We start from the raw sequence: 12,153 nt of genomic DNA on the forward strand, positions 1-12,153 counted from the left end.
CTTTACCTCTTTCACTAATCCTGGATCAGCTATATCTTTAATGTAAGCAATAATAAGCTCCTTTTTTGCACGCTCTCCTACCTGGAATTTTGTTAATGATAAGTTCTCGTTCTGACCATGACGTCGCAAAAGGGCAGTATTATCGCTTAGCACTTCAGTAAAACCTATCCGCGGACCTCTAACCAACGCTTCTGATACAGGCTCTTCAATGTTTCGTGTTTTTCCTTTCGTTATACCAAGTATCAAAACACCTACGGAACCATCAATTAAAAGCGCAGTCGAACCTGTCAATACTTCTAAAGCCAAATCCTTTGTGTTATGTACTTCTTTTACTTTGCTAATGGATAGGATATGATTTTTAACAAACTCTTTTAAGGTGCTATCTTTGATAAAAATTTTCCTTTTTTTATACTCCTGTGGAAAATCTGACATCAGCGATTTTATGATATGCTGATCGATGAGATCGATATCTGATAATCCATCAACAAAAATGAGCGCCGCTCGAATGCTCATCCTTCCTATGTTAAACTCTCGAAAATGAACATCCGAGTTATGGCCGATTTCTTGTCTTACAAGTTCCAAATCGAAAGTGAAATCGCCTGTAAAAGGAGCTGGAGACTCTTGTTTTTTATCACTTTGCTCGGTATATTTTTGTATTTGCCCGCTCTTTGATTTCCACCATCTCATTTTCATCACTCTTCCTCTGATGTACGAACCCATTCAAAAAATCTTGAGATAACATAGGGAACGAAAAATACAATAAAGGCTTGAACAAATACTTTCCAACCTGGAAGATAAGAGACAATTGACCGCCACATTTTGATCATCCTATGAGTAGAATCATTCGATACTCCATTTTAAAAACCGCGAAGTACTTAATCACTATTCATTCATTACTTCATGATCGTGTTCTCCAAAGCACCTCATTTCCTTACTTATCCTTAAAATTACAGGGAATCAAACGCGATATATTTCTCTAATCATGATTTCTCATACACCATTATTGCCTTATATGCGACATGTTAATCTAATGTATTTTTTATAATCACTTCCCAGGTGATGTTAGCTACATCTGTACAATATAAAATCCACTAAATCATATTAACGCTTAGCTTATACTGATAAAATTAAACACATATCTATGTAGAGGTATCAAAAGCATTAGATAGCCCTATATAGTATCTAGGCTGCTTTGAAAAACAGCCAGAAGCAACACTTGGACAACATTATTATATTCTGGATACACAGTGTTAAAGACAAAGTAAAGCCCTTCTACCGGTTTGGGCAGAAGAGCTTTACTCCCCTATGGAATTGGTATGCTACACGCTACAATCTATTTGAATCGCCTGTATACAGAACTGTTTTATTTTTGGGAGTACCGCCACATCACCATCAAATTAAGAGAGACACTATTAGAAAGAGAAATGGATTTTATGCTGTGCCAGTTTAGTTTCAATGACTAAGCTCTTCTGCAAATTCTGCAATAACTGTCTGGTTTCTTCCCGATTCCTTAGCCTTATACAAGGCTTGGTCGGCCAAATGAATTAGTTCCTCAGCGGAATCGGAGTGTGAAGAATAGTGTGCAATACCCTGTGAGACCGTAATAGTCTGCCCAATAGGATTGACACTTTTTTCAAGCATAAGACGAATTCGTTCGGCCACAAGATGAGCTTCCTCAATAGAAGCATAAGAAATAAGTGAAATGAATTCTTCACCTCCGAAACGACAACAAACATCACCTGGTCGGACACATGAAGTAATAATTTTCGCAAAATGCTTTAACACTTCGTCCCCAGCCTGATGACCAAATGTGTCATTTATGGATTTAAATTTATCGATATCCATAATAATAATAGAAAAAGAGATTTGCTCTTCAATCCATCTATGCATGATTGCTTGAAGTGCTCTTCGGTTTGTTAACCCGGTCAATGGATCTGTCATTGCATCAAGTGTCAATTGCTCGGTCTGCTTTTTAATATCTGCTACTGCATATCTAACTGCTTCTGTTAACAAATCGGCCTCTCTATTCCAATGTCGTTTTCCTTTAGGAAGTTCGACTTTTTCTTTACCGATTTTGGTCATAAAGTCGGCAAGGGTTACAAAAGGTCTTGCCAATCCGCGAGCAAGCCCTATGACGATTAGCATTAATAATATAAATGGAGGCAGCGTATAAAACAGAACGGTTTTTATATAATCATTCAATTGTTCATAAACGACACTGATAGGCGAAGCTACAATTACACCCCAGCCATTTTCCGGAACCTTTACGTATCCCGCTAGTAAAGCCTTACCTTGCAAGTTAACCATCTGTTCATGTCCACTTTGACCTTGCATAAGCTTTCGAACGACTTGATTGGCACTAATATTCTTACCTAAACGATTTTTGTCGTGATGGTACAGCACATGTCCGTTAGATCCCACGATGTAAAAATATGAACCTATTTTATCTGTAGGATTGTTTCCAAAGATCATACTCAATATGTTTTTTTCTTGAAGATAAATAGTTCCTCCGATATACCCGCGGTATCTACCTTCCTTATCGTAAATTGGCTCGCTCATAAATACAATGAGACGTTTGGTTTTTGTAGTAATATACGGTTTGGAGAGATAGGGCTTTTTTAATGTTAATGCCGTCTTCGCTTCTTCCGTTCTAATATATTGCCCAACTGTACCAACAGATTTCGGAGACATATTTCGAACAATTCCCGTTTCATCCACCACGACAATAGAATTAAATTGATTACTACTATGACGTATTAATTCTAAATTCGAATATATTTCATCCGTATTCATGGAGTTCATGTTTGATAAGACGCTTGCGGAATAATGTAAGCTGCTTCGCATAGATTTAAATAGAGAGTCTATGGTCTGACTCATTTTGATGGCGCTTGTATAATTCAAGGTGAGTGTAGTATCGATCAGTGTTTTTTTATTCGATTGATAAGATGCAACAAGAAGAATGGTTAAAGTGATAAGAACAGACAGAGAGACCAACCCTATTAAAAGTGAAGTCAGACTAATTTGTTTCCATATAGGTTGCTTTTTTTTACGTAGTAGAGACACCGGATAACTCCCTTCGATTAACAATGCAAATGTTTAATATAGGTGTAATAACAATTCGACATAATTAGTCAAATCTTAGCCAGAATTATAAATCAAAAATCTACGTAACTCTTTAGCAAACAAAGAGAACGCACAGTCTTTTCGATCATTCATAAAAAATCGCGCCATCCTTTCTGTTTGATATAAGAAAAGGATAGCGCACTTTTCTCTTTAGGAATAGCATTCTTAACTTGATGGGCATATGGTGGTACCGTATCGGGACAAAATCCCAGGTTTTCATCACATAACACCCTGGTAAAATCAGAATTATGTTGGCTGAGTTTTTTAAAATAGCAGACAATCTCATGATTACGAACAGGTAAACTATTCAGTTGGAAAGAGATCGGAACCTTTGATCTTACATGCCGATAGAATAATCCTTCCTTTGTAAACGGAGGTGGATACGCTTGAGCTGGTAAAGTCGGAATAATGTCATGGACATTGAAAATACGAAAACTGTTCTTTACCGTTTCGTTGAACCGGGAAGCAAAGACAGGGTCTGCGACACGCGGACTGCCATACGTATATACGACAGGATTCTTAAACGGGGTGTTTACTGCAATATCCAATGCAGCTAACACGGCTAAAGCTCCTCCTAAACTGTGGCCTGGGACCAATAGTCTTTTTGTTGTAGAAAGCTTGTTTAATTCTCTAATCAATTCATTTCTTGCCGATTGATAAATACATGTAAATCCGCGATGGGTTTTTCCTGCATTTCTGACATATGCATACATAACCTGATACAAGTCTTGGTCCGACTCATTGTCCTTAAATGTTCGGGTTCCTCTAAAGACTACAATGATTTTATCTTGTGACTCTGCAATAAAACCAAATACTTCCTCTTCTGGCTCCTCAACACCAGCAAGAGCATGAATGGTAAATCGAAGGTTTAAGCCTTTTGGCAAGATCGGCGTTCTCTTTTCAAAAAGTTGATATGACTGAAAGATCATGGCCGCAAGCAATATCGCATCTTCATTGTTAAAAACGCTTGTGATTCTCATAATGGTGTCAGCTACGCTGGTACTACCCCAGCTAGGAGCAACAAATTCTATATCTCAAGGGTTACGATGATTTGCAGAGGAACTTCAGCATTCTTTATCATTGAGTACCTTACAACAAGTAGCTAGAAAAGTTGGATTTGTCCAACGAGAAAGTAAGTATCGAGCACAAGATCTAGCGGCTTTATGTGTATGACTAAGCCAAAGTGTAGCTCAAACTTCCTTGGCCCAATTATGTAGTTGTTTAGAAACCTCAACTGGAGTGCTTATGAGTCCGGTAAATGCAATAAAAAGATGATTACTAGCCTTTCCCCTTCGGATCTGAATGAACTGAAAGAAAGAGATTTTCTTGACTTCCTGGATTATCTTAAATAAAATACATAAAAAGGTAGTAAAGTATAAAAAATGGCAAACGAACACCCCGGGAGTTCACTAATTCGAAAGCTGGAAAACCGCGAAAAATGGCTGCTCTTAGTAAGTTCTTCTCTTACCTGTCCAAACGGAAACTTATTATCTGTGATGTTACAGCTGATGTTGAAAAAATTAAACTTAACGTTAAAGTGAAAATTAATAATCGGCTAATTCCAGAAGAGTTGGACTGCTTCTTCGCAACAATATTAGAGGATGTGGGTATCGAAAAAGAACGGCAATTTAAATTTCATCAAAGGTTAAAGTTTCGGGGCTATATAATGACTTTAATAATGGCATATAACGATATTCGCATAAGTGAGCTAGTGCAGATGAATATCGATGAAGTACATATTGATAAGCGCGTATTAATCATTACTCGAAAAGGCGGAAATGAGCAATCTATCCCCCTTCCCGATCGAATTATGGAAACTTTATCGGATTATATTATTATGAAACATAAACAAGTAAAGGACATTCCAAAAAAGAAAGAGAACGCACTTTTCCTCTCTCCATCGAAAAAGAATTGATACTAAGACAGTTAGAGTAATGCTCGATAAATATCAAAAACGAAGTGGCCTTGACATAAAGATCATACCCCATGTATTTAGGCGAACTTTTGGCGCGAGCCATTATAACTTAACTAACCAAGGTTGAAGTTACACCGGCTTATATAAATGATGGCGACATGGGCCCCTCGCCGATGAAGAAAGCAAATAAAGTTTCGAATACTACGATTGAATTTGTGATGATGGATGCAGGACATGATCAACTGAAAAATTATGAAGCTGCCCATGAACTGAATGTGCAAGCCCTCATTCCACTCAACTTAAGAAAAGAAAAAGAACCACCGACAGGGTTTTCATCCTATGGACCGCCACGTTGCTCGCTGGGCTTTGACATGGTGCATTGGGGAACAGACAACCAGTATTTGAAGTTCCGTTGCCCTCATGCCGTTGGAAAATCGATTGCCCATAGGTTCTGTCTGGTGTTCCTCTTCTTCTTATGGAATGGTTGTAAAAGTCAATCCGATGACCGACTTGCGTCGTTTTAGTGTTCCTCATCGAAATACAAAGCGGTGGAGGGAACTTTACAACGAAAGAACAAGTGTAGAACGCGTTTTTTCTCGACTCAAAGAAAACCTAGCAGTAAATCAACTTCATATCCGTGGCATTCAAAAAGTAAAAACACAAGTTTTTCTAAATCTTTGTGTGTTACTTGCTTCGGCTCTCGCTATATCTAAAGCGTCCGAATGTCAACGTTGTGCATAAAAAGCAGAACGGAGATTCTGTTCGTATGTCCTTTAGTCTCGTTTTACATAAAATCTACTTAAAAAAATAAAATGAAATCGACTTTAGTATAGATTCTTGTTTTTCACCTTTGGTGAAAATAGCCATTTTGCAAAACGCTCAAATACAAGCGAATAATCAACATCCTTTTGTAGCTCAGTTCCTTTTGTCACTGTGCCATTACTTGCTACTGGGGTAGCATACAAACGAATGAACGCTCAAGCAAAGACTGGTTTATACTTGGCGTATCCACTAATTTCACATTTGATACTGTTGATTGTCCAAAGTTAATATTTACTTTCCAATCAATAATTTTTTCATGTAGTTATATTTGATTTCCCATGTGATGGTTTGAGTTGCTGGATCATACGCCGTTGATATCTTTGCTAAAGAAACGCCCATCTTCACTCCTACTGATACCCCCGCTTCTTTAGGTAAAAAATCCTTCCCAAATAAAATCACTGTGTTATCAAACTTCGTCTGATCCTGATTTGTAATATTTGTTGTGTATACAATACGATAAGCTGATTTAATATCACCAAAACTAATTTTGAAATCTTGATCATCATCTGTTTTTTTCAATCGTAAATCCAGAGCTAAGTTCTTCTCCTACTGTGGTACTACCATCTAACTTCGTAATCAGTTTGTAAACTTTAATGGAGCCTGCTTGCAGTTCCTGATCAGCTTGAATTGGATCACTAAGTACCGCATTATTTATTGTTTCTAGATATTTGTTAAATTCAACGTTCCATTCAATACTTTCTGTATTATAAGCTCTATTTGGAATTCCTTTCTTTTCAATGGTTGAGCCACTTGTTTGGAAAATAATCGGTATCCCTACTTTGGCCCTACCCTTAATTGGTGTAGTGATCACTTTTCATTCTTCCATTACGATAACTTGTTTACTTATTCTTGTTAAAACTTCAAGCGTTCTACCAATTCTTGAATGTTTTTCAATAAAATCATTAAAAACGACAGTAGCCAGTCCATTCATGTCAACAGTGAACGTCCCCATAGTCTCACCATTAAATAACAATGGTTCATTTGTGACAGCTTCATACACTTTAAGTTCCTCTGGAAGATATAATTAAAAAGTGGCTTCAGCTTTATAACCATGACGATCTTTAAATACCCACTTGTATTTCACTCAAATAATGGACTCCCGATCAACATTCTCGACTTCTTGTCCACTTTTGTTTTCGAAAGTTAAATTTGCATTAGTTAAAATATTCTCGGTTATTTCGGTCCCAGCACCTTGCAAGGCAGATTCTTCTTGTATAGTTACTGAATCTCCTGTAGTGTTTGTTTCGTTTGTAACTTCTTTACCCGTTTCGTTGCCAGCAGTGGATTCAGTTGTACTTGAACTATCTGTTGATTGATCTGGCACTTTGGTTTTATCCGGTTCTTCTACTTGAGTTGTTGTATTACCTAGTGTAGAGGCTTGATCAGTATTTGCGCTTACTGCCAAAGAACCTGTAAAGCAATGCAAAATCAGCAGAATGAAACTATTTTTTTCATAGTACCCTCCTTGCTATTAGCTTTTGTGTACTAATTTTGCCTGCACGATTAATCGATCTTTCGGATTCTTTTTACCGGTTGGTGTACAGGTTACTAAAGTTAAAAAAGGTTTCTTTTTATCTGTAAGGACTTCTACTTCTGAACGATCCACAACAAACGTCTGGACAACTACAAATTCATAAGTACCCGTTTTTGTTTTTATTTCAATTTCATCATTAGGCACAAGCTCATCTAATCGGTTGAATTGTTTACTATAAGTTATTGCACAATGCCCTACCAATCCAATGTTATTAATCCCAAATCTTTTCTCCGGTTCAATCATGCCAACTTCTTTTCTTAATGAAGTTCCATTTGCCTCCTCAAAAATAAGCATTTATAAATCTATTTTAGGGATTCGGATAATTCCTCTTGCTCCATCTAATAATTCCATTTGATTTTGAGCATGATTCACTTGCACTTCTGTTGTTGGAGAGATTTCTAAATGAACCCTTGTGTTACCTAGTTGCTCAAAGGTTTCAATCAGTTTCTTTTGCTTAGCGCCCGAAACTTTCTTTTCAATTTGGGGGTAAAAGAGAAACAATATTCCTGCAATTAAAAACCCAATACCTTATACCGTGCGCAAATTCCTATCCCCGTCCTACTTCATTTACTTTAATCATCTTCTCCCTATTTCTCCTTATTTGGCGAGTAAAAAATGTACTAAACATTCATTACAAATGCGCCATATAAATGTTAAAGCTTCAGAGTAAAACTCATATCTAAAGTGTATATAGGTAATCTGTACAATTTCTGTACAAATCATAATCGAGTAGGAAGGGGCGATTAACCTCCGACCTATCACACCACCATACGTACCGTTCAGTATACGGCGGTTTATTATGTACGCCGCAAAGTGTGATACCGTTCTTTTAGATTCTTGAGTTGATACGATTCGAAGAATCGATTATTAAGAACTCGGTCCAAAACAGGTCTTTTCGACATTCACCAATATTCCTTGCGAGAATTTCCCCACTCATAGGCTTTTGTTCGGGGAAGCTTCCATTCTTTTCATAAGCACATTCACAATCGCCTGCGAACCCATGAGTCAAGAGTACAAAATACGCTTGGCGTATCTACTAATGCAAAATACCCCATCCATCCCGTAAGGTATTCATTTAACTTCTCGATTCTGTCCCATAAAGATACGGATCTTCTTTAGGAGGTAATTGACGGATTTTCTGTTTGACGCGTTGTAAAGAATCTCACCGGCTTTAGATCATTCACTAGCAAATACACTATTTCTCTCGCTTCCAGTTCAGATGTGTAATTTCCCTTTTCATACGCCCGTAGGAAAACCTCCAGTAGTCCTGGTTGATCCAATTGATCTTGTCCCTTCATTTTTTTACTCCTCAGCTCTTTGATAAGTTTTCAATACGTATGTATATCAGCATACAGATAACAATCCCAACTAGACCACCTATGGAATCCACGAAAACATCTGCCAGACGCGGAGTACGAGTCGAGATAAAGACCTGGTGAATTTCGTCCAACGATGCAAACCCCAAAATAAAAAGAGTGGATCCAATCACTCGCTTTTGGATTGAAAAATACGTATAATACACCAAAACACGATAGATCAAAAACCCCAACAAAAAATTCGTACCAAAGTGTGCGGCTTTACGAATGAAAAACTCCAAAAAACCGGCTGGCCCCATACTTTGTACACTCACTTCCGTACCTTCATAATAGAAGCGGACACCTGAAAACATCTGCTCGACCTGATGCATATTCAGATACCGCGCCAGTTGTGGACGTATGTCCTGCTGCTCATATGATTGCGAAGACGAGAAAAAAATCGCCAGGATAAGTACAATCGGGGGCAGCCAGTAATACAGAAAATACTTTTTGCTCATTGCATACTCCCTTCTTTGACATTGTATTCTCCACACCATTTTGATCTATATACTTAATTCTCATTTTTCTATACCGGACGCTTTTCTTTATCTTTTATAAATACATACTTGAAGCAGATTTTCGGCCTAGTTTGGGAGTTTTAAAAAAAGAAAAAGGGACTACAGTCATACTGTATCTTTTTCTATTAAAATGAAAATACTTACTAAAAAGGAGGACGGCGTATGGATTCCAATGGTGACGATAACGAGAAAAAAGAAAAAGGGAACAAACCATCATTTATTTTTGGCTTTCGTAATGCTCTATTAATGAGCATCCCCCTATGGATTTTGATTATTTACGGTCTTATTAAGTTTTTTTATATATAGACTGTAGAAGTTACCTTTATAATTTCCATATATGGCAGGGGCGCAAAGCTATAGAGGCTAACTTAGAGTCCTATCTAATATGCCAGCCAGTTACCGAATGTAAGTCTCTGTCCAATTCTTTGCGATTCAAACAATGGTTTTAATAGCTACGCTATGGATGGTAGGTATTGGATTTTACCTAAGCTTGATGACTGTTGTAAAACAAGCAGATGAAAGAGCTGCAGCCATGTATAAAAGAAAAATTTTTAAATCCCAGGAAGATATAGGTGGAATAAATACAGCTAATTAAGTATAACTAGACAACCTGAGTTCGAAACTTAGTCGAACTCAGGTTGTTTAATTAGGCCCTTTTTAATTTTCTCCACTAGACAAAGATAAGTTCAGAACGGCCTCTTTTTATTTTACTTCCTTCAATACTTTAATAAATACCTCTTGTGAACTCCCCCCACTTCAACTTTCACATTAATTTAAAACAAGCTTCATCCCAGCTCCTTCTCTAAATTACGTATGTAATCAATACCTGATTGTGAAAGAACAATTTTTAGTTGTAACTCATCAGATGATTCTAATTTCAAATTAATAAATCCCCTCCTTTGTAAGTATCTATATGCTAATGCTTCTTTTCTTGTTTTTATAGATACTACTATAGAACGGTCAGGATTTTTTATATAATTTATATAAATATCTTTCAATATACCTAGCCTGTAATCTTGGGTTTTTATCATTTTGCATCCATCCTTTCCATTTTTTTCCTTTATTGTATTGCGAAAATTCACCCTATACCTAATTATCCCAGCCAATTAAAAATTATATTGTTAGGTATTTGAATTGTTTGCGGTTTTTGAGAAGGAAAAACGCTACTCAAAGCAATAATGGATCCGGGTTGGATAATCGAACACAGCCTGATGATTGGTTGACCCGAATTGAACTTTCAATATAGATACCATGAATAGCAACCTACCCCATACCAAATCCTGCTTTACCGTATATGTTTGGAAGTTTACCCAACAGGCGTAAAACCCGGTCTTGAATGACCATTTAGCATATAGCCATGTTTAGAGATCATGATTTGTACAGGTTCGTAAGAAATTTGCAAGGCACTATGCCTATCCAAAATCTTGGGGTAAAACATGTCTGGCGGCTGTTTAACGTTCGGGTGATATACCCATCCCCCATTGCTATCAAACTGAGATACAACATGATTGCTTCCTAACCGTGCTTCGATGGGGATAAAACTTAAATAATTGTTCGGATAGTCGCCTACAAGACTTTTCATATCGTTCAACAGGTTTCCCTTATCCTTGAATAAGATGAAAAAGTCATTATAAGTTTAGAAAAGAAAATATGGCATATGCCGGACCCTGCCCTGACATATACCATTATCTGTGGAGCCATAGGAGTATTCTTTACAATAAACACATTTCTTTTGAGATATAATAGACATCCCTTTTTAAAAAGATTGTTATATTTTTTTCTGGTTTATTTCGCCACTTTTTAGATGTTACTTATTTGAAAAAGCACTTAATTAGCATCCTAAAAACCAATAAATTATAAATCATTACCTACTATTTTCAATTTAATTTTTTATCTTCCGGTCTAATTAAGAACAAAAGTTGCTCAAGAAAAGTTTTTTGTAACAAAAGTAACCTTTCTTAAACAGTAAGTTGAATTTTTTCGAATGGCATTCACAAATCATAAATACCTTGTATTTTTTATACATAGCATGATGATGAATACTACACCTTCCTTATGCTCTATTATCTGAATTATTTAAACCCTTATTTTTCCCTGTAGTACGGAGAAATTCGCGAATTTCTATTGGCGTTATTCCATTTTCTTTAGCCTCAGTTAGCAATTGAACCCACTCTAAATCCAAATCTGATTCTACTTCCCTTTCTACTATACGTTCCATTTTTATAATCCCCCTATACCCGGTTTTTCAGGTAATCCAGCCGTTTAGACCTGTGATTTTTCAACCCCACTTTTCATAAGTTTGCCTTTTTCTGTAAGTATATTGGTTAATAAAGCCTGTAATAAATAGGGAATAAACACCAATTTATAGTGTTTATTATATGTTAATTTATCCCTATTAGTATTAGGTAGCAGGACTCTCCCATGTTCCTCATCTGTCTACTTTTTTTCGTGCGGCTACCTAGTGAAGAACCGAGGTTTTCTTCTTCCTTCATAATCAGGTGCTAAAGCACATCATTGCTAAGAAACAAAAGTTGTTCTTATTGACAGCACAGCATTGCAAAACAGTCTATATAATGAATAACAAAGTGGAGAAAATTCACATGCTACGAATGGTATAAGTTATATAAATTTCATCTAGCTACTACGCCTAGTAGGCTAAATAGCCTATAATGGCCAATGTATAGGGTAGCAATTATGTGCTATTCTTATTCAAGAAGTTAACTGATTTTGGGATTGGTCTTATTCTTGGTGATAAAGCTTATGACAGCAAAAAGGTTCGCAAACAATCAACGAAACATAAACTTCTTTTCTCCAATAAATCAGAAAAAGAGGGGAAATGAAAAGATGCATAGGGTCGTGTCTCGTTCTACTTGTCCATCGTTCAAA

18 protein-coding genes, 2 pseudogenes and 1 riboswitch are annotated in these 12,153 nt (G+C 36.7%); of the genes and pseudogenes, 6 read left to right on the forward strand and 14 right to left on the reverse strand.

Annotated features, from left to right (window positions below):
* The 3 genes from AF333_RS21180 to AF333_RS21190 form a co-directional block, all read right to left on the reverse strand.
* The coding region (locus tag AF333_RS21180) for a spore germination protein (RefSeq protein WP_161808226.1) at positions 1–687 on the reverse strand (687 nt) is incomplete at its 3' end.
* A 765-nt stretch (positions 688–1,452) separates the two neighbouring features.
* Entirely contained in the window at positions 1,453–3,081 is a 1,629-nt protein-coding gene (locus AF333_RS21185) for a sensor domain-containing diguanylate cyclase (protein ID WP_235497023.1), read from the reverse strand.
* A gap of 131 nt (positions 3,082–3,212) precedes the next feature.
* On the reverse strand, positions 3,213–4,103 hold the full coding sequence (locus AF333_RS21190) for a lipase family protein (RefSeq protein ID WP_043066876.1): 891 nt from the start codon (positions 4,101–4,103) through the stop codon (positions 3,213–3,215).
* A gap of 100 nt (positions 4,104–4,203) precedes the next feature.
* On the opposite strand from AF333_RS21190, the pseudogene AF333_RS36010 reads away from it, so the two are divergent.
* The 4 genes and pseudogenes from AF333_RS36010 to AF333_RS32190 form a co-directional block, all read left to right on the forward strand.
* Positions 4,204–4,377 (forward strand): annotated as a pseudogene (locus AF333_RS36010) (IS4 family transposase); the annotation flags it as partial.
* A gap of 184 nt (positions 4,378–4,561) precedes the next feature.
* Positions 4,562–5,038, forward strand: coding sequence for a tyrosine-type recombinase/integrase (locus AF333_RS21195; protein ID WP_052812169.1), 477 nt, complete (start codon positions 4,562–4,564; stop codon positions 5,036–5,038).
* A gap of 173 nt (positions 5,039–5,211) precedes the next feature.
* The gene (locus tag AF333_RS34210) at positions 5,212–5,562 is read left to right on the forward strand and encodes a hypothetical protein (RefSeq protein ID WP_162491092.1); all 351 of its coding nucleotides are present in this window, start codon (positions 5,212–5,214) and stop codon (positions 5,560–5,562) included.
* Positions 5,540–5,779, forward strand: a complete 240-nt coding sequence (locus AF333_RS32190; protein ID WP_235356672.1) for a transposase — start codon at positions 5,540–5,542, stop codon at positions 5,777–5,779. Before AF333_RS34210 ends, AF333_RS32190 begins: the two co-directional genes overlap by 23 nt.
* A gap of 312 nt (positions 5,780–6,091) precedes the next feature.
* On the opposite strand, the gene AF333_RS36945 is transcribed toward AF333_RS32190, so the two are convergent.
* The 8 genes and pseudogenes from AF333_RS36945 to AF333_RS21235 form a co-directional block, all read right to left on the reverse strand.
* Positions 6,092–6,379, reverse strand: coding sequence for a collagen binding domain-containing protein (locus AF333_RS36945; RefSeq protein ID WP_043066875.1), 288 nt, complete (start codon positions 6,377–6,379; stop codon positions 6,092–6,094).
* Positions 6,363–6,671: a collagen binding domain-containing protein gene (locus AF333_RS36950; RefSeq protein WP_043066874.1), complete on the reverse strand. Its 309-nt coding sequence runs from the start codon at positions 6,669–6,671 to the stop codon at positions 6,363–6,365. The genes AF333_RS36945 and AF333_RS36950 overlap by 17 nt, the downstream gene beginning before the upstream one ends.
* 3 nt (positions 6,672–6,674) lie before the next feature.
* A pseudogene (locus AF333_RS21215) lies at positions 6,675–6,866 on the reverse strand (Ig-like domain-containing protein); the annotation flags it as partial.
* A gap of 78 nt (positions 6,867–6,944) precedes the next feature.
* Positions 6,945–7,265: a hypothetical protein gene (locus tag AF333_RS21220; RefSeq protein WP_139189181.1), complete on the reverse strand. Its 321-nt coding sequence runs from the start codon at positions 7,263–7,265 to the stop codon at positions 6,945–6,947.
* Between the two features lie 66 nt (positions 7,266–7,331).
* The gene (locus tag AF333_RS36020) at positions 7,332–7,688 is read right to left on the reverse strand and encodes a sortase (protein WP_235356671.1); all 357 of its coding nucleotides are present in this window, start codon (positions 7,686–7,688) and stop codon (positions 7,332–7,334) included.
* A gap of 686 nt (positions 7,689–8,374) precedes the next feature.
* Entirely contained in the window at positions 8,375–8,449 is a 75-nt protein-coding gene (locus tag AF333_RS36025) for a hypothetical protein (protein WP_235356677.1), read from the reverse strand.
* A gap of 60 nt (positions 8,450–8,509) precedes the next feature.
* Positions 8,510–8,692 carry a hypothetical protein gene (locus AF333_RS21230; RefSeq protein WP_043066871.1) on the reverse strand — a complete coding sequence of 61 codons (183 nt, stop codon included), beginning with the start codon at positions 8,690–8,692 and terminating at the stop codon, positions 8,510–8,512.
* A gap of 11 nt (positions 8,693–8,703) precedes the next feature.
* Positions 8,704–9,207, reverse strand: a complete 504-nt coding sequence (locus tag AF333_RS21235; protein WP_043066870.1) for a VanZ family protein — start codon at positions 9,205–9,207, stop codon at positions 8,704–8,706.
* Between the two features lie 222 nt (positions 9,208–9,429).
* Between AF333_RS21235 and AF333_RS33875 the strand changes: the two genes are divergently transcribed.
* Together AF333_RS33875 and AF333_RS36030 are read left to right on the forward strand one after the other, a co-directional pair.
* Positions 9,430–9,573, forward strand: coding sequence for a hypothetical protein (locus tag AF333_RS33875; RefSeq protein ID WP_158502483.1), 144 nt, complete (start codon positions 9,430–9,432; stop codon positions 9,571–9,573).
* Positions 9,574–9,596: 23 nt separating this feature from the next.
* A riboswitch (cyclic di-GMP riboswitch) is annotated at positions 9,597–9,671 on the forward strand.
* Between the two features lie 35 nt (positions 9,672–9,706).
* On the forward strand, positions 9,707–9,862 hold the full coding sequence (locus tag AF333_RS36030) for a hypothetical protein (protein ID WP_235496798.1): 156 nt from the start codon (positions 9,707–9,709) through the stop codon (positions 9,860–9,862).
* 190 nt (positions 9,863–10,052) lie between these two features.
* Here the strand turns inward: AF333_RS36030 and AF333_RS21240 are convergent, their stop codons facing one another.
* The 3 genes from AF333_RS21240 to AF333_RS32205 form a co-directional block, all read right to left on the reverse strand.
* Positions 10,053–10,298, reverse strand: a complete 246-nt coding sequence (locus AF333_RS21240; RefSeq protein ID WP_043066869.1) for a hypothetical protein — start codon at positions 10,296–10,298, stop codon at positions 10,053–10,055.
* Between the two features lie 275 nt (positions 10,299–10,573).
* Positions 10,574–10,858, reverse strand: a complete 285-nt coding sequence (locus tag AF333_RS21245) for a hypothetical protein (RefSeq protein WP_043066868.1) — start codon at positions 10,856–10,858, stop codon at positions 10,574–10,576.
* A 462-nt stretch (positions 10,859–11,320) separates the two neighbouring features.
* The gene (locus tag AF333_RS32205; protein ID WP_080787813.1) at positions 11,321–11,485 is read right to left on the reverse strand and encodes an anti-repressor SinI family protein; all 165 of its coding nucleotides are present in this window, start codon (positions 11,483–11,485) and stop codon (positions 11,321–11,323) included.
* Between the last annotated feature and the right edge of the window lie 668 nt (positions 11,486–12,153).

The sequence above is a fragment of the Aneurinibacillus migulanus genome (assembly GCF_001274715.1).
Classification (GTDB): Bacteria; Bacillota; Bacilli; order Aneurinibacillales; family Aneurinibacillaceae; genus Aneurinibacillus; species Aneurinibacillus migulanus.